General features: G+C 67.0%; 22 protein-coding genes and 2 tRNA genes. 14 read left to right on the top strand and 10 right to left on the bottom strand.

Annotated elements, in window-relative coordinates; all coding sequences use genetic code 11:
- The 3 genes from HTY51_RS09365 to HTY51_RS09355 all read right to left on the bottom strand — a co-directional run bounded on the left by HTY51_RS09365 (window position 1) and on the right by HTY51_RS09355 (window position 2,981).
- Entirely contained in the window at window positions 1–1,134 is a 1,134-nt protein-coding gene (locus HTY51_RS09365; protein ID WP_174252492.1) for a YbdK family carboxylate-amine ligase, read from the bottom strand.
- Window positions 1,124–2,383 carry a cation:proton antiporter gene (locus HTY51_RS09360; RefSeq protein WP_174252491.1) on the bottom strand — a complete coding sequence of 420 codons (1,260 nt, stop codon included), beginning with the start codon at window positions 2,381–2,383 and terminating at the stop codon, window positions 1,124–1,126. Before HTY51_RS09360 ends, HTY51_RS09365 begins: the two co-directional genes overlap by 11 nt.
- A 61-nt stretch (window positions 2,384–2,444) precedes the next feature.
- Window positions 2,445–2,981, bottom strand: a complete 537-nt coding sequence (locus HTY51_RS09355) for a MarR family winged helix-turn-helix transcriptional regulator (protein ID WP_174252490.1) — start codon at window positions 2,979–2,981, stop codon at window positions 2,445–2,447.
- 75 nt (window positions 2,982–3,056) lie between these two features.
- Here HTY51_RS09355 and rmuC point away from each other — a divergent pair, with 75 nt between their 5' ends.
- Both rmuC and HTY51_RS09345 read left to right on the top strand, forming a co-directional pair.
- Window positions 3,057–4,445: a DNA recombination protein RmuC gene (gene rmuC, locus HTY51_RS09350; RefSeq protein ID WP_174252489.1), complete on the top strand. Its 1,389-nt coding sequence runs from the start codon at window positions 3,057–3,059 to the stop codon at window positions 4,443–4,445.
- 71 nt (window positions 4,446–4,516) lie between these two features.
- Window positions 4,517–5,665, top strand: a complete 1,149-nt coding sequence (locus HTY51_RS09345; RefSeq protein ID WP_174254223.1) for an MFS transporter — start codon at window positions 4,517–4,519, stop codon at window positions 5,663–5,665.
- Here HTY51_RS09345 and HTY51_RS09340 read toward each other — a convergent pair.
- The 5 genes from HTY51_RS09340 to earP form a co-directional block, all read right to left on the bottom strand.
- Window positions 5,625–6,503 carry a TIGR00730 family Rossman fold protein gene (locus HTY51_RS09340; RefSeq protein WP_174252488.1) on the bottom strand — a complete coding sequence of 293 codons (879 nt, stop codon included), beginning with the start codon at window positions 6,501–6,503 and terminating at the stop codon, window positions 5,625–5,627. The genes HTY51_RS09345 and HTY51_RS09340 overlap by 41 nt on opposite strands.
- A 7-nt stretch (window positions 6,504–6,510) precedes the next feature.
- Window positions 6,511–7,386, bottom strand: coding sequence for a ribose-phosphate diphosphokinase (locus HTY51_RS09335; RefSeq protein ID WP_174252487.1), 876 nt, complete (start codon window positions 7,384–7,386; stop codon window positions 6,511–6,513).
- A gap of 2 nt (window positions 7,387–7,388) precedes the next feature.
- Window positions 7,389–8,981: a thymidine phosphorylase family protein gene (locus HTY51_RS09330; protein WP_174252486.1), complete on the bottom strand. Its 1,593-nt coding sequence runs from the start codon at window positions 8,979–8,981 to the stop codon at window positions 7,389–7,391.
- Between the two features lie 78 nt (window positions 8,982–9,059).
- Window positions 9,060–9,614 carry an elongation factor P gene (gene efp / locus HTY51_RS09325; RefSeq protein WP_057675603.1) on the bottom strand — a complete coding sequence of 185 codons (555 nt, stop codon included), beginning with the start codon at window positions 9,612–9,614 and terminating at the stop codon, window positions 9,060–9,062.
- Window positions 9,615–9,760: 146 nt separating this feature from the next.
- Window positions 9,761–10,834 (bottom strand): elongation factor P maturation arginine rhamnosyltransferase EarP, encoded by a 1,074-nt coding sequence (gene earP / locus HTY51_RS09320; RefSeq protein ID WP_174252485.1) that lies wholly within the window; start codon window positions 10,832–10,834, stop codon window positions 9,761–9,763.
- Window positions 10,835–10,885: 51 nt separating this feature from the next.
- On the opposite strand from earP, the gene sbcB reads away from it, so the two are divergent.
- The 8 genes from sbcB to HTY51_RS09280 all read left to right on the top strand — a co-directional run bounded on the left by sbcB (window position 10,886) and on the right by HTY51_RS09280 (window position 18,618).
- Window positions 10,886–12,334, top strand: coding sequence for an exodeoxyribonuclease I (gene sbcB, locus HTY51_RS09315; RefSeq protein WP_174252484.1), 1,449 nt, complete (start codon window positions 10,886–10,888; stop codon window positions 12,332–12,334).
- Between the two features lie 7 nt (window positions 12,335–12,341).
- Window positions 12,342–14,288 (top strand): excinuclease ABC subunit UvrC, encoded by a 1,947-nt coding sequence (uvrC, locus tag HTY51_RS09310; protein ID WP_174252483.1) that lies wholly within the window; start codon window positions 12,342–12,344, stop codon window positions 14,286–14,288.
- A 50-nt stretch (window positions 14,289–14,338) separates the two neighbouring features.
- Window positions 14,339–14,905 (top strand): CDP-diacylglycerol--glycerol-3-phosphate 3-phosphatidyltransferase, encoded by a 567-nt coding sequence (gene pgsA / locus HTY51_RS09305; RefSeq protein WP_174252482.1) that lies wholly within the window; start codon window positions 14,339–14,341, stop codon window positions 14,903–14,905.
- Between the two features lie 12 nt (window positions 14,906–14,917).
- Window positions 14,918–15,820, top strand: a complete 903-nt coding sequence (locus tag HTY51_RS09300) for a DMT family transporter (RefSeq protein ID WP_174252481.1) — start codon at window positions 14,918–14,920, stop codon at window positions 15,818–15,820.
- A gap of 332 nt (window positions 15,821–16,152) precedes the next feature.
- Window positions 16,153–16,425: an HU family DNA-binding protein gene (locus tag HTY51_RS09295; protein WP_057675617.1), complete on the top strand. Its 273-nt coding sequence runs from the start codon at window positions 16,153–16,155 to the stop codon at window positions 16,423–16,425.
- 17 nt (window positions 16,426–16,442) lie between these two features.
- A tRNA-Val gene (locus HTY51_RS09290) sits at window positions 16,443–16,518 on the top strand.
- Between the two features lie 60 nt (window positions 16,519–16,578).
- Complete coding sequence (locus HTY51_RS09285; RefSeq protein WP_174252480.1) at window positions 16,579–18,510, top strand: SurA N-terminal domain-containing protein; 1,932 nt, start codon at window positions 16,579–16,581, stop codon at window positions 18,508–18,510.
- A 32-nt stretch (window positions 18,511–18,542) separates the two neighbouring features.
- A tRNA-His gene (locus tag HTY51_RS09280) sits at window positions 18,543–18,618 on the top strand.
- Between the two features lie 55 nt (window positions 18,619–18,673).
- On the opposite strand, the gene HTY51_RS09275 is transcribed toward HTY51_RS09280, so the two are convergent.
- Window positions 18,674–19,648 carry an NADPH:quinone oxidoreductase family protein gene (locus HTY51_RS09275; protein WP_174252479.1) on the bottom strand — a complete coding sequence of 325 codons (975 nt, stop codon included), beginning with the start codon at window positions 19,646–19,648 and terminating at the stop codon, window positions 18,674–18,676.
- A gap of 132 nt (window positions 19,649–19,780) precedes the next feature.
- Between HTY51_RS09275 and surE the strand changes: the two genes are divergently transcribed.
- From surE to HTY51_RS09255, 4 genes are read left to right on the top strand one after another with little or no spacing between them, the layout of a single operon-like run.
- Window positions 19,781–20,551, top strand: a complete 771-nt coding sequence (surE, locus tag HTY51_RS09270; protein WP_174252478.1) for a 5'/3'-nucleotidase SurE — start codon at window positions 19,781–19,783, stop codon at window positions 20,549–20,551.
- Entirely contained in the window at window positions 20,548–21,369 is an 822-nt protein-coding gene (locus tag HTY51_RS09265; protein WP_174252477.1) for a protein-L-isoaspartate(D-aspartate) O-methyltransferase, read from the top strand. The genes surE and HTY51_RS09265 overlap by 4 nt, the downstream gene beginning before the upstream one ends.
- 11 nt (window positions 21,370–21,380) lie before the next feature.
- On the top strand, window positions 21,381–22,256 hold the full coding sequence (locus HTY51_RS09260; RefSeq protein ID WP_174252476.1) for a peptidoglycan DD-metalloendopeptidase family protein: 876 nt from the start codon (window positions 21,381–21,383) through the stop codon (window positions 22,254–22,256).
- 27 nt (window positions 22,257–22,283) lie between these two features.
- Window positions 22,284–23,264: a sigma-70 family RNA polymerase sigma factor gene (locus HTY51_RS09255; RefSeq protein WP_174252475.1), complete on the top strand. Its 981-nt coding sequence runs from the start codon at window positions 22,284–22,286 to the stop codon at window positions 23,262–23,264.
- A gap of 53 nt (window positions 23,265–23,317) precedes the next feature.
- Here HTY51_RS09255 and HTY51_RS09250 read toward each other — a convergent pair whose 3' ends face one another.
- Window positions 23,318–24,613 (bottom strand): HD-GYP domain-containing protein, encoded by a 1,296-nt coding sequence (locus HTY51_RS09250; protein ID WP_174252474.1) that lies wholly within the window; start codon window positions 24,611–24,613, stop codon window positions 23,318–23,320.
- Between the last annotated feature and the right edge of the window lie 93 nt (window positions 24,614–24,706).

Below are 24,706 nucleotides of genomic sequence, written 5' to 3'. Positions count from 1 at the left end.
TCAGGCCTCGGGTGCCCTGGCCTTGCGGAACTGCAGGCCGGCCTGGCGTGTGACCTCACCCAGCAACTGCTCGTTGGCTTGCGCATCGCGCAGCCAGCGCGCATCGTTGAGACCGCGCTCGGTGCTGTTGCGCAGCAGCTCCAGCGCGGCACCCGAGCCCGGCGTGATGGCGTAGGGCTGCACCCGGTCCAGCGTGGCCAGGATGTGCTCCTTGAGCGGCAGGTGGGTGCCGCTGGCCGGGTCCACGTAGACCGCGTCTAGCCCGAAGCGACAGGCCTGGAAGCGGTTGTAGGTGTAGACGAGGTAATCGTCCTCCACCGGTTCGAACGGGGCTTCCTTCAGGAACCAGGCGGCCAGCGCCTGCACGTAGCCGGCCAGCGCGGCCGCGCGCTCGATGCTCAGGGGTGTGTCGAAGACGCGGATCTCGACGGTGCCGTACTCCGGCTTGGGCCGGATGTCCCAGTAGAAGTCCTTCATGCTCTTCACGACACCGGTGCGTGTCATCTTGTCGAAGTAGGCGTTGAAGTCGTCCCAGTTCAGCACGAAAGGCGCACGCCCTGAGAGCGGGAAGGCGAATACCGAGTTCAGCCGCGCCGAGTCGAAGGCCGTGTCGTGCCCCTGCACGTAGGGTGAGGAGGCCGAGAGCGCAATGAAGTGCGGGATGTAGCGCGACATGCGGTGCAGCATGAGCAGGGCGCTGTCGGCATCCGGGCAGCCCACATGCACGTGCTGGCCGAAGATGGTGAACTGCTTGGACAGGTAGCCGTAGAGTTCGGACAGCTGGCGGAAGCGCGGTTTGTCGTAGATGCGCCGCTCGTGCCATTGCTGGAAAGGGTGGGTGCCGCCGCCGACCACCGCGATGTTGAGCTTGTCGGCGCACTGCACCAGTGCGTCGCGGATCTGGCCCAGCTCTTCCTGCACGTGTGAGGGCGAGTGGCAGATGCCGGTGGAGATCTCGATCATGCTCGAGGTCATCTCCGGCACCACGCTGCCAGGCAGCTTGCGCTTGGCCATCAGGCGCAGCATGTCGTCGGCATAGGGCGCGAGGTCGTAGTCGTGCGTGTTGACGAGCTGCAGTTCCAGCTCCACACCCAGGGTCAGGGCCTCGGAATGGTTGAAGGCTTCAAGCGGCATCGGTATTTTCTCCCTCGGGTTTGACGCGCCGGATGGCCGGCGGGCGTCCGGCTTCGCCGGCGCGCTGCAGGGCCAGCATGGCCATGAGCGCGCCCAGCACTTCCATGAACAGGATCAGCGGCAGGGCGATGGCGGCCACCGGTTGCCCGATGGCGGGTGCAAATTCGGCAAACTGCGAGACCAGCAGCAGGGCCACGGCCGACAGGGGCCACAGCGCACCGGCCGTCCACAAGGCCTGTTTCGGGCTGGCACCGCTGCCAAAACCCGCCAGCGCGATGGCGCCCAGCTTGGCCAGGGCGCGCGCCAGCACCAGGGCGGCGATCAGGCTCCAGGCTTCCCAGTCCCAGGGGGCCTGGGCGGCGGCCATGGAGACCAGCACGAACATCAGGATGGTCAGGATGGCCGAGGCCGTGCCGAACTGGCGCGGCCAGGACCAGGGGCGCGGGTGCAGGGTCTTGAGCAGGATGCCGGCCAGCAGGGCAGCCAACGGTGCCGAGCCGCCGAAGTGCGCGGCCAGGGCCGTGCCGGCGGCGATCAGCGAGAGCTGCAGCACGGCGGTGTTCTCGCTGGTCGGACTCATGATCTCCAGCGCCTTGCGCAGGGCGTAGGCCAGCAAGGCACCCACCAGCACCGAGGCCACGACCAGCAGGATCACCGGGTAGATGGCATCAGCCAGGGTGGCCTGCGAGCGGCCCAGCAGGCGGGCCATGACACCGCCCAGGGCCAGCACATAAAAGGTGTTGAGGGCCGCCAGGGTGATGACGCGGTCGGTCACGGGGCCGCTGGCGCGCAGGTCGCTGGCCACACGCATCAGCACGGTCGGCGAAGTGGCGACCATCAGCAGTGCCAGCGGGACATGCAGGGCGCCGTCCACGCCGAACAGCTGCAGCACCCACCAGGCCGCCAGGTAGGTGGCCAGCGCTTCGCCCAGGCTCTGGGCCAGCAGCATGGGGTTGTGACGCAACCAGCGCAGTGACAGCCGCCCACCAGCTTCGAACAGCACGATGGACAGGCCAAGCTCCACCATGAACTGCGCGATGCCGTCCAGCGGCCAGCTGGCCGTCGTGTAGCCGGAGAAACCGGCCAGGGCGCCCACAGCCGAATAGCCCAGCACCTTGGGCAGGCCCAGGTAACGCTGCAGCAGGTGGCCGGCGGCCGCGGCCAGGGCCAGCAGCAGGGCCCACTGCACGGTGGGCAGACCGGCCGAGGGTTTGATCCACTCGGACCAGTTGAGCATCAGATCGATCATCGTTACTCCTAGATAGTAGGGGCCGTCCTTTGCCCTGCACAGGCAGGGCGGCGGCCCGGAATCAGAGCGAAGCCAGCGGCGAGCGGGCGGCCGCGCTGTCCGCCTGCATGGCGGACAGCAGCAGGTCGAGGTCGGCGTTCATGCGCTTGAGCACGCGTGGGGGCAGGGTCTGCAGGGCCTGGGGCAGCACGCCGATGTAGTGCTGTCCCTGCAGGCGCTGCAGTACCTTCTCGCCGGCCGGTTGCAGGTTCAGGTGCAGCACACGGGCATCCTGGCCGCTACGCAAACCACTGACCAGCTTGCGGTCGACCAGGGTCTTGACCAGGTTGCTGGCAGTCGACTGGTGGATGTCCATGGCCTGCGCCAGCTCGCTGATGCGCAGCCCCGGGCGCTCGCGCAGCAGGCTCAGGGCGCGCAGCTGCGCGGCACCCGTGCCCGTGATCTGCTCGACCTGGCGGAAATGCGTGCGCACGGCTGCAAAGATCTGCCGGAAACGCCGCAAGGATTCGACCGCCGGATCCTGGCTGGCCTCAGGTGAGGGCCTCGCACTGGCACGGGCCGCGGCATGAACGGCGGCGGGGGAACGGACGGCCTTCATGTCGGTGATTATATTTGTACAAATGTAATGAGGTTCTTTGTCCCCGCGGTGTGCGGGTCTTCATGACGCCCGCGCATGAATCACAATAGCGGCCTGGAGGAAAACGGTGTGAACCCTGTTGTGGTCTGGGCCCTGCTGGCGCTGGGCGTCTTGAATCTGGTGCTGTTGCTGGCCCTCGTGCTGCGTCGCGAGGACACGAAGTCGGCGCAGGCGGGCGAGTTGCTGCGCGCCGAGTTGCAGGCCGGCAGCGAACGGCTGGCGCGCGACTTGCGCCAGGAGATCAGCGAGTCGGCCCGCAGCAGCCGGCTGGAGCTGACGCAAAACCTGGCCACCTTCCAGCAGACCCTGGTGCAACAGGGGGCCGAGGCCACGCGCACGCAGAACACGCAGATCGATGCCTTCGGCCAGCAACTGGCCCTGTTGCAGAAGACCCTCTCCGACACGCTGACGCTGCAGCTCTCCAACCTGAGCGAATCGAACGCGCGGCGCATGTCCGAGGTGCGCGCCACGCTGGAGGCCCAGCTGGCCCAGCTGCAGCAGACCAATATCGCCAAGCTCGACGAGATGCGCGCCACGGTGGACGAGAAATTGCAGACCACCTTGCACGCGCGCCTGGGCGAGAGCTTCAAGCAGGTGGCCGAGCGCCTGGAGCAGGTGCACAAGGGCCTGGGCGAGATGCAGACCCTGGCGGCCGGCGTGGGCGACCTCAAGCACCTGCTGACCAACGTCAAGACCCGTGGCATGTTCGGCGAGGCCCAGCTAGCCGGCCTGCTGGAGCAGGTCTTCGTGCCCGATCAATACGCCGCCCAGATCGCCACGCGCCCGGGCAGCAAGAACGTGGTGGACTTTGCCATCAAGCTGCCGGGCAAGTCCGACGATGGCTCGCCCTTGTGGCTGCCCATCGATGCCAAGTTCCCGAACGAGGACTACGAACGCCTGCTCGACGCCCAGCAGCGCGCCGATGTGCTGGCCGCAGAAGCAGCTGCCAAGGCGCTGGAAGCGCGCATCCGGCTGGAGGCCAAGTCCATCGCAGAGAAGTACATCGAGCCGCCCTACACCACGGACTTTGCCATCCTCTTCCTGCCGACCGAAGGCCTGTACGCCGAGGTGTTGCGCCGCCCCGGCCTGATGGAGGCACTGCAGCGCGAGCACCGTATCACCCTGGCCGGCCCGACCACGCTGCTGGCCATGCTCAGTTCCCTGCAGATGGGTTTTCGCACGCTGGCGCTGGAGAAGCGCTCCAGCGAGGTCTGGCAGGTGCTGGGTGCGGTCAAGACCGAGTTCGGCAAGTTCGGCGACGTGCTGGCCAAGGTGAAGTCGCAGACCGAGACCGTGCTCAATACCCTGAACAGCGCCGAGACGCGCAGCCGGGCCATGGGGCGCGCACTGCGCCAGGTCGAGGCCCTGCCGGAAGCGCAGGCGCAGGCCCTGCTGCCGGTGGACAAAGAGGCTGACGAGGGGTGAACGCCACGAGTGCTGCGCCACGCTTTGTCCTGGCGCGCCTGATTGCCGGCCACATCTGCCTGCACGCCTGCATGGCGGGCCTGCGCATGGCCGCGCCGCTGCTGGCGCTCAAGCAGGGCTACAGCGCGATGGCGGTGGGTGTGCTGATGGCCCTGTTCGCCCTGACCCAGGTTTTTCTGGCCCTGCCGGCGGGGCGGTATGCCGACCGCCACGGCCTGCGCCGGCCCATCGCCTTCAGCGTGATCGCCGCGACGACGGGTACGGCACTCGCCGCCCTGTTTCCCGTGTTTCCCATGCTTTGCCTGGCGGCGTTGCTCAGCGGCGGCGCCACGGGTGCGGCATCGATTGCGCTGCAGCGCCACGTGGGCAGCGCGGCGCGTGACGCCACAGAGCTCAAGCAGATGTTCAGCTGGCTGTCCATCGGGCCGGCCACGTCCAACTTCCTGGGGCCGCTGACCGCCGGCCTGCTGATCGACCATGCCGGCGTCTGGCTGGGTGGTGAGGCGGGCGACCTGAACGGCTACCGCATCGCTTTCCTGCTGATGGCCTTGCTGCCGCTGCTGACCTGGTGGTGGGTGCGGCGCACGCCGGACCTGCCATCGCCTGCCACACCGGCCGAGCAGGGCAAACGCCGTGCCTGGGACCTGCTGCGCGACCCCATGATGCGTCGCCTGCTGCTGGTGAACTGGTTTCTCTCGTCCTGCTGGGACGTGCACACCTTTGTGTTGCCGGTGCTGGGTCACGAGCGCGGCTACAGCGCGTCCACCATCGGCATGCTGCTGGGTTCCTTTGCGCTGGCCGCCACGCTGGTGCGCCTGGCCATGCCCTGGCTGGCTGAGCATCTGCGCGAGTGGCTGGTCATCAGCGGGGCCATGCTGGCCACGGCCCTGCTGTTCGGTATCTACCCCTTCATGCCCAACGCCCTGGGCATGGGCGTGTGCTCGGTGCTGCTGGGTCTGGTGCTGGGGTCCGTGCAGCCCATGATCATGAGCACCCTGCACCAGATCACACCGGCCGACCGGCATGGCGAGGCGCTGGGCCTGCGCCTGATGTCGCTCAACGGTTCCAGCGTGGCCATGCCGCTGCTCTTCGGCAGCATCGGGGCCGTGGTGGGGGTGTCGCTGGTGTTCTGGGTGGTGGGCGCGGTCGTAGGCGGCGGCAGCCGCCTGGCCTGGTCGCTCAGGCCGCCCCTTCCTCCAGCCGATAAAACGACTGGATAGCCTCCCAGGCATCCTCAGGCGTATCGACGAAGCTGAACAGTTCGGTGTCCTCGGGCGAGATCACGCCTTCCTCGATCAGCAGGTCGAAGTTGATCAGCCGCTTCCAGAAATTGCTGCCATGGAGCACCACGGGCACCGGCTCGGACTTGCCGGTCTGCACCAGCGTGAGGATCTCGAACAGTTCATCGAGCGTGCCGAAACCTCCGGGAAAGGCCACCAGCGCCTTGGCGCGCATCATGAAGTGCATCTTGCGCAGGGCGAAGTAGTGAAACTTGAAGCACAGGCTGGGCGAGATGTAGGGGTTGCCCGACTGCTCGTGCGGCAGGGCGATGTTCAGGCCCACGTTGAGGGCGCCGGCCTCGTGCGCGCCACGGTTGGCCGCTTCCATGATGCCGGGGCCGCCGCCGGTGCAGATATAGAGCCGCTCCTCCTGCGGCAGCCGGGCGCTGTGTTCGGCCACCAGGCGGCCGAACTGGCGGGCCTGGTCGTAGTGCCGGGCATTGCGCACATCGCGTTCGGCACGCGCCAGGGCCTGGGCATCGCCGCTCTGTCGCGCCGCCGCCTGCCGCCGCTGGGCTTCTTCGGGCGAGGCAAAACGGGCGCTGCCGAACACCACGATGGTGTTGGTCACGCCCTGCTCCTGCTGCTCCAGGTCGGGCTTGAGCATTTCGAGCTGGAAACGGATGCCGCGGGTCTCGCGGCGCAGCAGGAATTCGGGGTCGGCAAAAGCCAGGCGGTAGGCGTCGGCCTGCAGGGGAATGCCGGCGTCGGCATGGGCCTTGAGGTCGGCCCAGGCATCGGCCAGGGTGCGGGTGCTGAGATCGTGCGGGGTTTTCATGGCTTGCTCACTGGAGGGAGGCGGCGATGGCCGGGGCCATGCTCACCGCATTGCTGGGGTGGCTGATGCAGTCCGTGCTCCAGACCTGGCGGATGCCGGCGTCCCAGAGCAGGGGTCCGGCATCGCCGGCGAAGAGAGCATGGGTGACGGCTACGTCGACCGAGGCGGCACCGGCGGCCAGCAGGCCGCGCGCGGCCTGGGCCAGGGTGTGGCCGCTGCTGGCCACGTCGTCGAGCAGCACTACCTGGCGCTGGCGTACGTCGATATCGGGCAGGACGATCTCCACATGGCGGTCACCATGGCGTACCTTGCGGCAGACCGCATGCGTGAAGCCATGGCGCGTGGCGGCCTGCGCCACCCACTGGGCCGATTCCTCGTCGGGGCCGATCAGCAACGCGCCCGGGCGCTCCCGCGCAATCAGGTCGGCCAGCAGGGGGGCGCCACTGAGCACCACAGTGCGTGGCACCGGCACGGCTTCTTCGAGGGTGGCGACGCGGTGCAGGTGCGGGTCCACTGTGACGACGGCGTCGAACAGGTCGGCCAGGAAGCGGCCGACGATGCGCTGGCTCACGGCTTCGCCGGGCGTGAAGGCGATGTCCTGCCGCATATAGGCCAGATAGGGGGCGACCAGAGTCAGTCGTGTGGCGCCCAGCGTGCGGGCCGTCCGCGCGGCCAGCAGCAGCTCGACCAGTTTTTCATTGGGCTGGGCCAGCGTACGCAAGAGCACCACGTGCGCTGGCAACGTGGCCGGCAGGCGCAGCTTGAGTTCGCCATCGGGAAAACGGTGGCGAGCGATGCCGGCATACGGGATGCCGGCTGCGGCGGCGATGCGCGCGGCGCTCTCAGTCTCATCTTCAAAGTGCAGCAGCAGGGCAGGAAGCATGCTCAGAACTCCACGAACACGTGCGGCACGTCCTCGGCCCGGCCGATGCGGTAGCCACTGGAGCGTGCGCAGGCCTGGCGCGCGAACTCCAGGTCGGCCGGGTAGCTGGCGTGCACGCGGTAGAGCACGTCGCCGTCCTGCACCTCGTCACCGAGTTTGGCGCAAAGGTCGACGCCGGCTTCCTTCACTTTCGGTGCGCCGGCAAAGCGGGCGATGCGGGCCAGCTGCAGGTTGTCGATGCCGCTGACCACACCGGTGCCATGCGCGCGGATCTCGAAGCTGAGCCGGCCCAGCTGCGGGTGGCCATGGTCGAAATGGCGGCTGCCCTGGGCTTCGATGAGGTCGTTCATCTTCTTCAGGGCACGGCCCGAGTCCAGGATGTCGCGGGCGATGGCAAAACCGTCGCCGCCGCGCACGTCGGGGTCGGCCTCCAGCATGCGGCCGGCCAGGCGCAAGGCCTTCTGACGCAGGTCCATGGGGGCGCGCGGGTCGTTCTGCAGCACACGCATCACGTCGCGCGCTTCCAGCACCGGACCGATGCCAAAGCCGATGGGCTGGCGGCCGTCGGTGATGACCACGTCCAGCGAGAGTTTCATGCGCCGTGCCACGTACTCGAAGAGGCGGCGCAGGCGCTGCGCCTCGGGCATGGAACGCACCTTGGCCGTGGGGCCGATGGGGATGTCCAGCACCAGATGGCTGGAGCCGGCAGCGATCTTCTTGGACAGGATGGAAGCCACCATCTGTCCCGGCGAGTCCAGCGCCAGCGGCCGCTCGACCGAGATCAGCACGTCGTCGGCCGGCGACAGGTTGGCCGTGCCGCCCCAGGCCAGGCAGCCGCGGTGCTGGTGCACGATCTGCTGCAATTGCTCGACCGGCAGTTCCACCTCGGCCAGCACCTCCATGGTGTCGGCGGTGCCGGCTGGCGAGGTGATGGCGCGCGAGGAGGTCTTGGGGCAGAGCATGCCGTGCGCCGCCACGATGGGCACCACCAGCATGGAGGTGCGGTTGCCCGGAATGCCGCCGATGCAGTGCTTGTCCACCACCAGCGGCTCCTGCCAGTCGAGCCGGTGCCCGGCTTCGACCATGGCCTCGGTCAGGAAAAGCACCTCCTCGCGGTCGAGCTCGTCGCGGTTGGCGGCGACGACAAAGGCCGTGAGTTCGATCTTGGAGTAATGGTGCTCGGTGATGTCGCGCACGATGGCGCGGAAGTCATCCAGCCCCAGGCGTTCGCCGGCCAGCTTGCGGTGCAGGGCGCCGATGGATTCCGGTGGTTCGGCCTGGGCGACCGTGACGGTGTGCCCGTTCAGTACGGCGAGTTGTTCGAACGCCGCCTTGGACAGGCCGAGTTCGCCGCAGGCCACGATGGATGCGTCGTCGACCACATTGAGCGTGGCCAGGATGCTGTGGCCGTTGGTGCGCACCTCGACCTTGGACAGGGCCTTGAAACCCTCGGCCCGGTAGACCTCGCAGTCGCGGTGCATATAGGCCACGTTCTCGTGGTAGGTGTCGATCAGCACGCGGCGCAGGGCCAGGCGCGATGGTTCGCCGCCGGTACCCGGGCCGATGGCGCTGGTCGTGGTCTCAACTTCGTTCATGCAGATAGCCTACACCGAATCGGGCACCAAAAACAAAAGGCTCCCGAGGGAGCCTTGTGAGGTCAGAGACAAAAAGACTCAGACGCGCTTGCGGTATTCGCCGGTGCGGGTGTCGATTTCCACCTTGTCGCCCTGGCTCACGAACAGCGGCACGGGCACTTCGAAACCGGTGGCGATCTTGGCCGGCTTGAGCACCTTGCCCGAGGTGTCGCCCTTGACGGCGGGTTCGGTCCAGGTGATTTCGCGCTCGACGCTGGTGGGCAGTTCCACCGAGATGGCCTTGCCGTCGTAGAACACCACTTCGACCGCCATGCCGTCTTCCAGGTAGTTCAGGGCGTCGCCCATGTTCTCGGCTTCGACTTCGTACTGGTTGTAGTCGGCATCCATGCAGACGTACATCGGGTCGGCGAAGTAGGAATAGGTGCAGTCTTTCTTGTCCAGGATGACCTGGTCCATCTTGTCGTCGGCCTTGAACACGACTTCGGTGCCGAAGTTGGCGATCAGGCTCTTGAGCTTCATGCGCACGGTGGCGGAATTGCGGCCACCACGGCTGTATTCGGTCTTGAGCACGACCATCGGGTCCTTGCCGTGCATGATGACGTTGCCGGCGCGAATTTCCTGAGCGATCTTCATAGTGTTTCCGTAATGCTGATTCGGTTGGCCGCTTGTTGCCCCGAGTAAACCGGTGTTCGTGCGGCAGGGAAGGGAAATCCGTCAGGTCGAACCGAAGCGGTTTCCGCAAAGCCTTGAATTTTAACGTTTTTTCAGGCCGTTGCAGGCTATCTGTGGACGTGTGCCACAAATTCAAGCAGTTGGACGAGCAAGTCGCGTTCGGCGAGCAGCAACTGGCGCGCCTGGAGGGTCCTGGCGCTCCAGTCCTCCAGCTCCGGTACCGGCAGCGGGCCGGTGTCCACGCCGTTCCAGGTGTGGTGGAAGGCGCGCAGCGAGGCCGGCGCCTCCAGCCAGTCCAGCCAGGCTTCCAGCTTGGCGTGGTGGGCGTCGTCGTGCTGCGGGTAGATGTGCCAGACCAGGGGTTTGCCGGCCCACAGGGCCCGCACGAGCGAATCCTCGCCGCGCACGAAGTTCAGGTCGCAGGCCCACAGCAGGTGATCGTAGTCGTCCTGCGTCAGGTAAGGCAGGAAATGCAGCGCCAGGCCGGCCGGGCGCGCGCAGGCCTGTACCGCGGCCGTGGCGCGGCCGGCGGTGACCAGCAACTGCACCGGCTGCCCGGCCAGCTGGGCCAGCAAGTCGGGCAGGGCGGCGGGTTCGTAGCAGAACAGCGAGACCTGTCGGGTGCCTGGCTGCAGGCGAATGCCGTGCCGGGCCAGCCAGGCAGCGCGGTCGAAGCGGGCCTGGCGTTGCAGCAGGTCGGGCTCGCGCAGCAGGCCACCGGTGCGCGGCGTGAAGCCGGGATAGAAAAAACGCCTGGTGAGGCCCCGGCCCGGGCCGTGCATGATGGGGGAGGGCAGGCCATGGCTGCGCTCCACATAGTCCTCGGCCGAGAGGTATTCCAGGTTGACCCAGCGGGCGGGCCGGTCATCGGCGGCGCGCCATTGCACGTACAGCGCGACGAAGGCCTCCGGGATGTCGCAGCCGAAGGCCTCGATCAGCACGTCGCCCGGCACCAGCTGGGCCAAGTCCAGCGGCTCGGCCCAGGGGCGCACTTCGACACCAGGGCAGCCTTGCGGCGCCATCCACGTCAGCGCGCCGGCATCGTCCACCCACAGGCGTACGGCATGGCCGCAGCCCGCGAGTTGGCGGGCCAGCCGCCAGCAGACGCCGAGATCGCCATGGTTGTCGATGACCTTGCAGAAAATGTCCCAGCGCAGGGTAGATGCGGGCGGGGGCGTCATGTCCGGGATTGTGCCTCGGCTGGCGCCCGGAGCGCGGGGCACAATCACGCGATGAGCCCGAATCACACTTTTCTCTGGCACGACTACGAGACCTTCGGCCTGAGCCCGCGCCGTGACCGGCCGGCGCAGTTTGCCGGCATCCGCACCGATGCCGAGCTGAACGAAGTGGGCGAGCCGGTGATGATCTACTGCCAGCCCGCCAACGACTATCTGCCCGACCCCGCCTCGTGCCTGATCACCGGCATTACCCCCCAGCAGTGCCTGGCGCGCGGCCTGCCCGAGCACGCCTTTGCTGCGCAAATCGAGCAGCTGCTGGCCCAGCCGGGCACCATCGGTGTGGGCTACAACACCATCCGGTTCGACGACGAGGTCACGCGCTTCATGCTCTGGCGCAACCTGATGGACCCCTATGCACGCGAATGGCAGAACGATTGCGGCCGCTGGGACCTGCTCGACGTCGTACGCATGGCCTACGCGCTGCGGCCCCAGGGCATCCAGTGGCCTTTGAAAGAAGACGGCAAGCCCAGCTTCAAGCTCGAAGACCTGGCGCGCGCCAATGGCCTGCTGCACGAGTCCGCGCACGATGCCTTGTCGGACGTGCGCGCCACCATCGCCCTGGCGCGGCTGATACGCGCCGCGCAGCCCAAGCTGTTCGATTTCTGCCTGGGCCTGCACAAGAAGGACCGGGTGGCGGCCGAGCTGGGTCTGCCCACCAGCGCGCAGGCGGCCCAGCCCTTCTTGCATGTGTCGGGCATGTTCCCGCCCGAACGCGGCTGCCTCGCCATCATGTGGCCGCTGGCGACCCACCCGAGCAACAAGAACGAACTGCTGGCCTGGGACCTGGCGCATGACCCCGGCGAACTGGCCGAGCTCGACGTGGCGACGCTGCGCCTGCGGCTGTTCAGCAAGACAGCCGAGCTGCCCGAAGGCGTGCAGCGCCTGCCGCTCAAGTCGGTGCACCTCAACAAATCGCCCATGGTGGTGCGCAATCTGAAAACCCTGAGCGATGAGATGGCCGCCAGGTGGGGGGTGGACATGGATGCGGCGCTGCGCAACGCTGAGCGCGCGCGCGACCTGCCCGATATGAGCGCCATCTGGCCGCAGGTGTATCAGCGCCCCGAGGAAGCGGCTCCCGACGTGGACGAAGACCTCTATGGCGGCTTCGTCGGCAATGCGGATCGGCGGCGGCTGAACCAGCTGCGCGCGCTCGATCCCGCCGAGCTGGCCCAGCGACGCACCGGCTTTGACGACCACCGGCTCGGCGAACTGCTGTTCCGCTACCGTGCACGCAATTTTGCCGAGACCCTGAGCGCCGAAGAGGTGCAGCGCTGGCAGGCGCACCGGGCGGCGCGCCTGCTCGAAGGCGAGAACGGCGCCCGCTCGGTGGATGAGTTCCTGGCCGCGCTGGACACCTGCGCGCAGACGGCGGATGCGCGCGGCGAGCAGATCCTGGCCGATTTGTCCGACTACGCGCAGGCGATCACGCCTGAGCCCCTGTAGGCCCCTCATGACGGACGTTCATTCGGAATCCCTGCTGAACGAGGTGGCGGCACTGCCTTCGCTGCCAGGTGTCTACCGCTATTTCGACGCCGAGGGTGGCCTGCTCTATGTGGGCAAGGCGCGCAACCTGAAGAAGCGCGTGTCCAGCTACTTTCAGAAGAGCCATGACGGCACGCGCATCGGCCACATGGTGGGCAAGATCGTGCGCCTGGAGACCACGGTGGTGCGTTCCGAGGCCGAGGCCCTGCTGCTGGAAAACAACCTGATCAAGACCCAGCACCCGCGTTACAACATCCTGTTCCGCGACGACAAGAGCTACCCCTATCTCAAGATCACCGTTCCAGATAAGGTCGCAGACCAGGCAGCCGCACGCAGCGCGGCTGCCTGGTCGCGCGTGGCCTATTACCGCGGCGCGGTGGAGAAAAAGAACCACTACTTCGGGCCCTACCCGAGCGCCTGGGCCGTGAAGGAGGGCATCCTCCTGCTGCAGAAGGTGTTCCGCCTGCGCACCTGCGAGGACACGGTGTTTGCCAACCGCACCCGGCCCTGTCTGCTGTACCAGATCAAGCGCTGCTCCGGCCCCTGCGTGGGCCTGGTCAGCCCCGAGGCCTATGCGCAGGATGTGGCGCATGCAGAAGGCTTTCTGCGTGGCGAGACGCAGCAGGTGCTGCAGCAACTCGAGGGCCGCATGCAGGCGCATTCCGAACGCCTGGAGTTCGAGCAGGCGGCCGAGCTGCGCGACCAGGTGGCCGCCCTCTCCAATGTGCTGCACCAGCAATCCATGGACAACGTGGACGACCGCGATGTCGACATCCTGGCCGTCAAGGTGCAGGGCGGGCGCGCCTGCGTGAACCTGGCCATGGTGCGCGGCGGCCGCCACCTGGGCGACCGTGCCTATTTCCCAGTGCACGTGGAGGACGCCGCCCTGCTGGCCAGCGAGGAGGACAGCGCCACCGTGCCGGTCGAGGTGCAGGTGCTGGAGGCCTTCATCGCGCAGCACTATGTTGAGGTGCCGGCCGTGCCCACGCTGATCACCAGCGAGCCGGTGGGCAAGGGCCTGATCGATGCCCTGTCGGAGCAGGCCGGCATCCGGATCCGGGCCGTGCACCAGCCGCGCGAGTTGCGCCGCAGCTGGCTGGAGATGGCGCAGACCAATGCCGCCCTGCAGTTGGCGCGATTGCTGGCCGAGGAAGGCTCGCAACAGGCGCGCACGCGCGCCCTGGCCGAGGCACTGGCCCTGCCGCAGGACAGCCTGGACGAATTGCGCATTGAATGCTTCGACATCTCGCACACGGCGGGCGAGTCCACCCAGGCCTCCTGCGTGGTGTTCCACCACCACAAGATGCAGAACAGCGAGTACCGGCGCTACAAGATCGACGGCATCACCCCGGGCGACGACTACGCCGCCATGCGCCAGGTGCTGACGCGCCGTTACGCGCGCCTGGCCCAGGCCCTGCGTGAAGGCGGTGCAGGCGAGGGGGGCATGGCCACCGAGGGCACCGACCGCCTGCCCGACCTGGTGCTGGTCGACGGCGGCAAGGGCCAGGTGGCGATGGCGCGCGAGGTCTTCGAGCAGCTGGGCCTGGACCTCGGGCTCATTGTCGGTGTGGAAAAGGGCGAGGGCCGCAAGGTCGGCCTGGAGGAGCTGGTGTTTGCCGACGGGCGCGAGAAGGTCTGGCTGGGCAAGGACTCGGCGGCGCTGATGCTGGTGGCGCAGATCCGCGATGAGGCGCACCGTTTTGCCATCACCGGCATGCGTGCGGCACGTGCCAAGGTTCGCACCGGTGGCAGCAAGATCGAGGAGATCCCGGGTGTCGGTCCGAAGCGTCGCGCCAGGCTGCTGCAGCGCTTTGGCGGTGTGCGCGGCGTGGCCTCCGCCAGTGTCGAGGACCTGGCTTCCGTGGACGGCATTTCGCACGAACTGGCCGAGGCCATCTACCGCGCCTTGCACTGAGGCGCCGAGCGATCGCGGGCGGGTCTGCAGGCCATGCCACAATCAGGTCCATGTTTTTCACCATCCCCACCCTCATGACCTGGACGCGCATCGTCGCGATTCCCCTGATCGTGGGGGTGTTCTACCTGCCGCTGGAGCCGGTCACGCGCAACCTGATCGCCACCGTGATGTTCGTGGTGTTCGCCCTGACCGACTGGCTCGACGGTTATCTCGCGCGCAAGCTCAACCAGATTTCCTCCTTTGGCGCCTTTCTCGACCCGGTGGCCGACAAGTTCCTGGTCTGCGCCAGCCTGCTGGTGCTGGTGCATCTGCAACGCGCTGATGTCTTTGTGGGGCTCATCATCATCGGCCGCGAGATCGCCATCTCGGCCCTGCGCGAATGGATGGCGCAGATCGGCGCCTCGCGCAGCGTGGCCGTGCACATGCTGGGCAAGGTCAAGACCACGGTGCAGATGGTGGCCATTCCCTTCCTGCTGTTCGATGGCTCGCTGTTCGGCCTGATCGACACCCATCTGTGGGGTACCGGCCTGATCTGGATCGCCGCCGTGCTGACGGTCTGGTCCATGGTCTATTACCTGCAGAAAGCCCTGCCGGAAATCCGTGCCCGCGTGAAATGAAGGCTGGATGCGATGAGTCACCGCAGCGACAGTGAGGCCCTGCTGCGGGCCATGCCCCTGGTCTTCGTGCTGATCTGGAGCACGGGTTTCATCGTGGCGCGTTACGGCATGCCCCATGCACCGCCGCTGGGTTTCCTGTCCTGGCGCTACGTGCTGTCCATCCTCTGTTTCCTGCCCTGGATCCTGCTGGCTGGCGTGGCCTGGCCCGCCACGCGCCAGCAGTGGCTGCACCTGTCGGTGTCGGGGGTGCTCATGCATGCGGGTTATCTCGGGGGGGTCTGGGCTGCCGTGAAGGCCGGCATGGGCTCGGGCCTGGTGGCCCTGGTCGTCGGCCTGCAACCCGTGCTCACCGCCATCTGGCTGTCGGCGCGCGGCTCCTCGGTCACGGGGCGCCAGTGGGCAGGCCTGATGCTGGGTTTCGCCGGGCTGGCGCTGGTTGTGGCGCGCAAGTTCGGGCAGGGCGGCGAAGCCGACCTGCTCAACCTCTCGCTGGCCGTGCTGGCCCTGTTGAGCATCACCATCGGCACGCTGTACCAGAAACACTTTGTTGCGCCTTGTGATGTGCGCAGCGCCAATGCCGTGCAACTGATCGCGGCACTCGTGGTCACGCTGCCGCTGGCCCTGTTCGAAACCGAAACCCTGTACTGGACGGCGACCACGGGTGGCGTGAACTGGGAACTGGTGGCCGCCATGGCCTGGTCGGTGCTGGGGCTGACGCTGGGGGGCAGCTCGCTCCTGTACCTTTTGATACAACGCGGCGCGGCCACCAGCGTGACGAGCCTGCTGTACCTGGTTCCCCCGACCACGGCCCTGATGGCCTGGCTGCTGTTTGCCGAGCCGATCACCTTGCTCACCATCACCGGCACGGTGCTCACCGCGGTGGGGGTCAGTCTGGTGGTGCGGCCGGCGCGCTGATGTGGGGCACTGCGTTTGTGCGGGTGAGCAACAATTACAGTCTGTCGTGTGAATTTTTTTCGCCTGGACGAAAAATCGCACGGGACGGACTGGAAAAATTTATTTATGAAACCCGGTGGGCGGCAGCGTGAAAAATGTGTCTAGAATTCGCCCCCGCGCTGTTGTAATGCCGCATGCCATGTTGACACGGGTAACATCCCTCGCTCTAATCGCATGCAGCAGTGCAAGCTGCAGGCCCAGCCACCCGAGTCCGGTGTACCCGACCGGACCGGCAAGCCAAAATTTCTGACAAGACACACTGACCAACGCAGTTTCCATACAAGGGGATATTTGTGAACAAAACCGAACTGATCGAGCACATCGCCAAGCATGCCGACATTTCCAAGGCCGCCGCTACCCGCGCACTGGAGTCCACCATTGGTGCCGTCAAGACCACGCTGAAAAAGGGTGGTTCTGTTTCTCTCGTGGGTTTTGGCACTTTCGCCGTCGGCAAGCGTGCTGCCCGTACCGGTCGCAATCCCCGCACCGGCGCAGCGATTAAAATCAAGGCCGCCAAGGTGCCGAAGTTCCGTCCGGGCAAAGCCCTGAAGGACGCACTGAACTGACCTGACCTGTTTCGGTGGGGTGCTTAGCTCAGTTGGCAGAGCGGCTCCTTTACACGGAGTAGGTCGGCGGTTCGACCCCGTCAGCACCCACCAACCCAGGCAAAGGCGAACGATGTGTTCGCCTTTTTGTTTTTTTAGCCGGAGAGCGTTTTCATGTTTGATAGCGTACGCAAGCACAAAAATATTCTGATGCTGGTCCTGGTCCTCCTGATCGTGCCGTCATTTGTGCTGGTCGGGGTCGAAGGCTACAACCAGTTCCTCGAGAAGGACCGGACCGTGGCCCGGGTCGGCAGCGCCGAGATCACGCGTGGCGAATGGGACGCGGCGCACCGCGACGAAGCCGAGCGCGTGCGTCAGCTCATGCCCACCATCGATGCCAAGCTGCTCGATTCCGATCAGGCACGCTACGCCACGCTGGAGCGCCTGGTACGCGAGCGTGTGCTGGTGCAGGCCGCGCAGGCGGCCCACCTGGGCACCAGCGACGCGCGCCTGGCGCGCGAACTGCAAGCCATTCCCGCCATTGCCGAGCTGCGTCGCCCCGATGGCACGCTGGACATGGAACGCTATCGCCAACTGCTCGCACGCCAGGGCATGAGCCCCGAGATGTTCGAAGCCCGCATGCGCAGCGATCTGGCGGCACGCCAGGTGCAGGCTGGCGTGGCCCAGACCGCCTTCATCCAGGCCGTGCCGGCGGATCTGGCGCTGAATGCCTATTTCGAGCGGCGCGAAGTGCAGCTGGCACGTTTTGCCACCGCGGATTTCGCGGCACGCGTCAAGCCCACGGACGCCGAGCTCGAAGCTTTCTACCAGGCCAACCAGGCCCTGTTCCAGGCGCCCGAGCAGGCCAGCATCGAATACATCGTGCTCGACATCGATGCCGTGCGCAAGACGATCAAGCTCAACGAGCAGGACGTGCGCAGCTATTACGAGCAGAACGCCACGCGCCTGAGCGGCCCCGAGGAGCGCCGTGCCAGCCACATCCTGATCTCCGTGGCCAAGGATGCGCCGGCGGCCGAGCGTCAGAAGGCGCGCGAGCTCGCGCAGGAGCTGCTGGCCCAGGCGCGCAAGGCGCCCGACAGCTTTGCCCAGCTGGCGCGCAAACACTCGCAGGACCCGGGTTCGGCCCCCAACGGCGGCGACCTCGACTTCTTCTCGCGCGGCGCCATGGTCAAGCCTTTCGAGGACGCGGCCTTTGCCCTGAAGAAGGGCGAGATCAGCGACGTGGTCGAATCCGACTTCGGCTTCCACGTCATCCGCGTCACCGACATCAAGGCGTCCAAGCAGAAGAGTTTTGCCGAGTTGCGGACCAGCCTGGAGGAAGACCTGAAGAACCAGCAGGCGCGTGCCCGTTATGCCGAAGCCGCCGAAGTCTTCACCAACGGCGTCTACGAGCAGTCCGACAGCCTCAAGCCCGTGGCCGACAAGCTCAAGATCGAGATCCAGACCGCCAGCGGCCTGGGTCGCCAGCCGCTGCCCGGCGCCCGGGGCGTGCTGGCCAGCCCCAAGTTGCTGGAGGCCGTTTTCAGCGACGACAGCGTGAACAACAAGCGCAACACCGAAGCGGTGGAGATCGCCCCCAGCCAGCTGGCGGCGGCACGCATCACCCGCCACACGCCGGCGCGCACCCTGCCGCTGGCCGAGGTGCGCCAGGTCGTGCGCGAACGTGTCGTGCAGGCGCGTGCCGCCGAACTGGCCCGCCTGGAAGGCCAGCAGAAACTGGCGGCCTGGAAGGCCAGCCCGGCGACTGCCAGCGTCGGCGCTGCCCAGATCGTCTCGCGCGACCAGACGCAGAACCAGGCGGCTGCCGTGGTCGATGCCGTGCTGCGTGCCGATACGGCCCAGTTGCCGGCATGGGTCGGTGTGGACCTCGGTGCCCAGGGGTATGTCGTGGCCCGCATCAACAAGCGGGTGGAGCGTGCTGCCCCCGCCGCCGATGCGCAGCGCCAGGACCGCGCCCAGTACGCCCAGTGGTGGATGCAGGCCGAGGGCCAGGCCTATTACGAGCTGCTGCAGCAACGCCTCAAGGTGCAGATCAAGGTGCCGCGTCCGGCCGCCACGGCGCCTGGCGCCGGCGGCGCGTCCTGACCGACGACTCGGGGTATAATTTCGGACTCACGGTGGCTGTAGCTCAGTTGGTAGAGTCCAGGATTGTGATTCCTGTCGTCGTGGGTTCGAGTCCCATCAGCCACCCCAGATAAAAAAATGCCCGCATCAGCGGGCATTTTTGTTTTCGGGCCGTTCCTGGGGCTCAGTTCACCATGACCAGCTTGCCCTTGACGTCACGCGCCCCCATGCGCGCGTAGGCGGCCTTGAGCTGGGCCATGGGCAGGGTGCTGTCAAGCACGGGCTTGATCTTCCCCTGGCCGTACCACTGGGCCAGGGCCATCATCATGGTCGCGTTGGCCTGTGGCTCGCGCTTGGCGAAGTCGCCCCAGAACACGCCCACGATGGAAGCGCCCTTGAGCAGGGGCAGGTTGAAGGGCAGGGCCGGGATGGGGCCGGCCGCAAAACCCACTACGAGGTAACGGCCGCGCCAGGCGATGGAGCGCAGGGCCGGCTCGGCCAGGTCGCCGCCCACGGGGTCGTAGATCACGTCGGGGCCCTTGCCGCCGGTCAGGGCCTTGAGCTGTTCGCGCAGGTCCTGCGTGCTGTAGTTGATGGTCGCGTCGGCACCGATGGTCTTGCACAAGGCGCACTTGTCATCGCTGGAGGCCGCCGCGATCACCCGCGCACCCATGGCCTTGGCGATCTGGATGGCGGCCGTGCCCACGCCGCCGGCCGCGCCCAGCACCAGCACCGTCTCGCCGGCTTTCAACTGGGCCCGGTCGACCAGCGCATGGTGCGAGGTGGCGTAGGTCATGATGAAAGCCGCAGCATCGGTGAAGGGGAAGCCGGCGGGCAGCGGCAGGCACAGGGCGGCCGGCGCCAGGGTGTGGGTGCCGAAGCCGCCGGTGCCCGAGAGGCAGGCCACGTGCTGGCCGACCTGCAGGTTCGTGACGCCTACGCCCAGGGCTTCGACCACGCCCGCATATTCGGCACCCGGCACGAAGGGCAGGGGCGGCTTGATCTGGTACTTGTTGTGCACGATGAGCAGGTCGGGGAAGTTCAGGCTGGCGGCCTGGATGGCGATCAGCACCTGTCCGGGACCGGGCTGCGGCGTGGGGAGCTCCTTCCATTCGAGGGCGTCGACCCCGCTGGGGTCCGTGCATAACCATGCGTGCATACAGTGTCTCCTGTGAAGTGCTCAAACGCGTCGGGCATGATACGTGCAAGGTGGTTTTCCCTCTTGTCCCACGCGTGACGCAAGTCAAGACGGACAGGCCGGCCACCTACAATGGGCGCAGACATGCCAACCATGAAAATCCTGATCTCCAACGACGATGGCTACCAGGCGCCCGGCATCGTGGCGCTCTACGAGGCGCTGAAAGACGTGGCCGACGTCGAGGTGGTGGCGCCCGAGCACAACAACAGTGCCAAATCCAATGCGCTCACCCTGCATTCGCCGCTGTACGTGCACCGCGCGGCCAATGGTTTCCGCTACGTCAACGGCACACCCGCCGACTGCGTGCACATCGCGCTGACCGGCCTGCTGGGCTACCGGCCCGACCTGGTGGTCTCGGGCATCAACAACGGCGCCAATATGGGCGACGACACCATCTACTCGGGCACCGTGGGCGCGGCCATGGAGGGTTACCTCTTCGGCATTCCGGCCATCGCCTTCTCCCAGACCGAGAAGGGCTGGAAGCATCTGGACGCCGCCGCGGCGCGGGCGCGTGAACTGGTGCAGCAGATGCTGGCCCAGAAGATGGTGGGCACCCAGCCCTGGCTGCTCAACGTCAACATCCCCTGCTTGCCGCTGGAGGCGCTCAAGCCTGCCAAGGTCTGCCGCCTGGGGCGGCGCCATGCGGCTGAAGCCGTCATCACCCAGACCAGTCCGCGTGGCGAGACCATGTACTGGATCGGCGCGGCCGGGCCGGCCCTGGACGAGAGCGAGGGCACCGACTTCCACGCCACCGCCCTGGGCCATGTCACGGTGACACCGCTCAAGGTCGACCTCTGCGACCACGAGCGCCTGGGTTACTGGGCGCAGTCCATGGCGCAACTCGCCACCAAGGGGCGTGCATGAACCCGCGTCCGCGCCCAGGTTTTCCGGCGCGGCTGGACCGGCCGGCCGAGACCCCGGCGCGTGCCGCACGCACGGTGGCGCCGGTCGCGCCGCGCAGTGGCGCGATGTTGGCCCCCGCGGCGGGGGAACGGCCCCGCCCGCAGCCCGCGGCCCTCACCCCCCAGGGCCTGGGCCTGGATTCGCAGGCGGTGCGCCTGGCCATGGTGCAGAAGCTGGCGGCCCAGGGCATCAAGGATGTGCGCGTGCTCGAGGCCATGGGGCGTGTGGAGCGGCATCGTTTCGTCGACACGGCGCTGGCCACCCAGGCCTACGAGGACACCAGCCTGCCCATCGGACTGGGCCAGACCATCTCCAAGCCCAATGTGGTGGCGCGCATGGCAGAACTGCTGCTGGCCGGCCGCACCGCGACCATGGGCCGCGTGCTGGAGATCGGCACCGGCTGCGGCTACCAGGCCGCCGTGCTGAGCCTGCTGGTGAAAGAGGTCTACAGCATCGAGCGCCTGCGCGGTCTGCACGAGAAGGCGCGCGAGAACCTGCGGACCCTGCGATTGCCCAATGTGCACCTGCTCTTCGGAGACGGCATGGCCGGTTTTGCCCAGGGCGCGCCTTATGCCGGCATCATCGCGGCGGCGGGCGGCGAGGCCGTGCCACCGGCCTGGATCGAGCAGCTCGCCGTGGGCGGTCGCCTGGTGGCGCCGGTGGCCCGTGCTGCAGGCGCAGGCCAGGCCTTGCTGGTCCTGGACAAGACCGCCAGCGGCGTGCAACACACCTTGCTTGAGGCGGTGCACTTTGTCCCCCTAAAATCGGGCATCGCATGAAGGAATCATCTATGACGGTTAATTCTCGACGAGCCGGGCTCTTGGGTTTGCTGCTGGCGGGCACGTTCGTGCTGGCAGCCTGCGGCACTGGCCCGAGCAGCGCCCCCGTGGAGGAGCGGCGCACCTCCGTGTCCCGGCCGGTGATGGACCCCAACACCGTGGCGGTCAAGCAGCCGCCGGGTTTCGAGAACGCGGGCAAGGTCGGTTACTACACCGTCAAGCCCGGCGAGACGCTGATCCGCATCGGGCTGGAAACCGGGCAGAACTGGAAAGACATCGCTGCCTGGAACAACCTGGCGCAGCCCAACCAGATCGAGGTCGGTCAGGTGCTGCGGGTCACCGCGCCCGTCGTGGCGGGCGCCGTGGCGGCGACCGAAAACGGCGGGGTCGTGACCCGGCCCATCGGATCGTCCAGCATCGCGTCCACCCAGGTGCAGCCTGGCCAGGCATCGAGTGCAGCGGCCCGGCCGGCGGCAACGGCGGCGGCCGAGCCCGCGGCGGCCGCCGCCGCGGCAGAATCCGGCCTGAGCTGGATCTGGCCGGTGCCCGGCCCGGTGCTGGCCGGTTTCGACGAGGTGAAGAACAAGGGCCTGGACCTGGGCGGTGCGGCGGGTGAACCGGTGCTGGCCGCGGCTGATGGCCGTGTCGTGTATGTCGGGGCCGGCCTGCGGGGTTATGGCAACCTCATCATCCTCAAGCACAACAACACCTACCTGACGGCCTATGCCCACAACAAGTCGCTGCTGGTCAAGGAAGACCAGGCCGTGCGCAAGGGGCAGAAGATCGCCGAAATGGGCAACAGCGATGCCGACCGCGTGAAGCTGCACTTCGAGGTGCGGCGCCAGGGCAAGCCGGTCGATCCGCTCAAATACCTGCCGCCGCGTTAGGCAGCGTGGACGCCGTGAGGACCCGCCATGCCCAGACGCTCCCCCTACGGCCAGCCAACCACGCGCCCTGAACCACAGTTGCTGGACGATGGCGCACCGCTGCCCGTCGCGCCTGAAGCCGACGCTGCCCCGGCCGTTGCAGCCGAGTTCGCAGGCGAGTCCGGCGATGCGCTGACCTCCTACCTGCGCCAGGTACGGCGCACCGAGCTCTTCACGCCCCAGCAGGAATACGAGACCGCCATGCGCGCGCGCGCTGGTGACTTTGCCGCGCGCCAGAGCATGATCGAGCACAACCTGCGCCTGGTGGTCAGCATCGCCAAGCTCTACCTGGGGCGCGGTGTGCCGCTGTCGGACCTGATCGAGGAAGGCAACCTCGGCCTGATGCACGCGATCGAGAAGTTCGAACCCGAGCGCGGTTTCCGCTTCTCCACCTATGCCACCTGGTGGATACGCCAGGCGGTGGAACGCGCGCTGATGCAGCAGGGGCGGGTGATCCGCCTGCCGGTCAATGTGGTGCGTGAACTGCAGCAGGTGCTGCGCGCACGCCGCGAACTCGAGAACGATCCCGTGTTCGTGGCGCGTCGCCCGGACGGCGTGCGGGTCGAGGATGTGGCGGACTTCCTGGGGCGCGATATCCACGAGGTGGCCGAACTGCTGGCCCTGGCCGAGACACCACGTTCGCTCGACGCCACGCTGGAGCGCAACGAGGGCGAGCAGACGCTGGGGGATACCGTGGTCGACGAACTGGCCATCGATCCCAGCGGCATCACCCAGGCGCACGAGGTGGAGCGCCTGCTCGAAGACTGGCTGCTGAGCCTGTCCGAGCGCGAGCGCGAGGTGCTGGAAGGGCGCTACGGCCTGCACGACCGCGAACCCGAGACCCTGGACGTGCTGAGCCAGCGCCTGGGCCTGACACGCGAACGCGTGCGCCAGGTACAGAACGAGGCCCTGTTCAAGCTCAAGCGCCACCTGGCGCGTCGCGGCATCACGCGCGAAGCGCTGCTCTGATACAGAAAGGCCTGTTCACACTGATTTCTCAAGTGCGAACAGGCCGTGGCTGCTCAGGCATCGTCGCTGCTGTATTCCCGGGTCGTGCGTGAGACGGCGGCATCCACGCTGGCCAGCCAGTCGTGCAGCTTCTGCTCGGTGGCGTCATCCGCTTCGGTGCGCCAGTGGCGCCTGACCTGCCGGGCCAGGGCGCGCAGTTGCCAGGCGGCCTCGCTGGCCAGCAGGGTCAGTTCGGCCTGCAGATGCTGATCCAGGGCATCCTTGCCCAGTTGCTCGAGCTGTTCCGGGGCCGCGCCGGCACGGGCCAGCGTGCGGCTGAGCTGCGCAGCCTGCGCGGCGATCGGGATCAGTATCTTCTTGTGCTCCTCGACCAGTTGGGAGGATGCAATCCTGTCTTCGGGCCAGGCGGTCAGTACCGCTTGTATTTCCAGCAGGCAGCGGATCGGGTCCTCCAGCAGGGTGATCGATTCAACCGATTCGTTCTGCGGCCTGAGCAGGGCGATGATCTTTTCCGACAGGCCTGCGTCATAACGATGCGTGTTCATGCGCAGCAGGATGGACAGACGCAGTTCCGGAACTTCGCGGCCGGGCGCAAAAGCGCCGGTCACCAGTTCGGTCAGGGCCATGAGCTTGCCGCAAGGGCTGATGCCGTCTTCGCGCAGGTTGCGCGGATAACCTGAACCGTCCAGGAATTCATGGTGTTCCAGCACGGCCTGGACCACCTCCCTGGGGTATTCCTTGTGCCGCTCGATCAGCGCACTGGACACCATCGGGTGGGAAACGAGTTGCCGGTGCTGGCTGCGGTCGATGCCGACCTTGTACTCCAGCAGGCGGGGGTCCAGATGCAGCATGCCGATATCGTGCAGCAGCCCCGCCGTGGCCGCGACCCGGAGCTGCAGGCGGGACATGCCGCTGGCGGCCGCCAGCCAGCACGCCGTGAGCGTGGTGCTCAGCAGATGCTGGTACAGCGAGGGGCGTATCTCGCAGGCCATCGTGAGCTGGAAAGCGATGGGATCCGGCAGATGGATGCGCTCGACGATATCGAACAGGACGTTTCGGGTGTCGCTGTCCTCCAGCATCCGGGCGAAAAATGGCGTTTGCGCAGCCATCTCCTCCATGCCTTTGCGCAGGACATGGCCATTCACCGTGGGCAGGCTCGAGACGGAGTCCTCGATGGGCGCCGACAAGCGGTGTTCCATCAGGCGGTCGTACAGACCCGGGTTGATGGCCACACCCTGTTCGATGATCTTGATGCCCTTGGCGTTGTAGATGGGCTGCGTGGTGACGACGGGCCGTACCCTGCCCAGTTCGGTGACAGCCTTGGTGAAGTACTGGGTATCGGTATGCAAGGCGGGTGTCCAAGGTATGCATGCATATGATATCGCCAGGGGCGGATGCCGGGAGCAAGGCTCGTGAACCCTGCGGAAATGGTTCACAACATC

The organism is Rhodoferax sp. BAB1 (assembly GCF_013334205.1).
In the GTDB taxonomy this organism is placed as follows: Bacteria; Pseudomonadota; Gammaproteobacteria; order Burkholderiales; family Burkholderiaceae_C; genus Hylemonella.
This window is presented reverse-complemented; position numbering and strand designations above follow the sequence as displayed.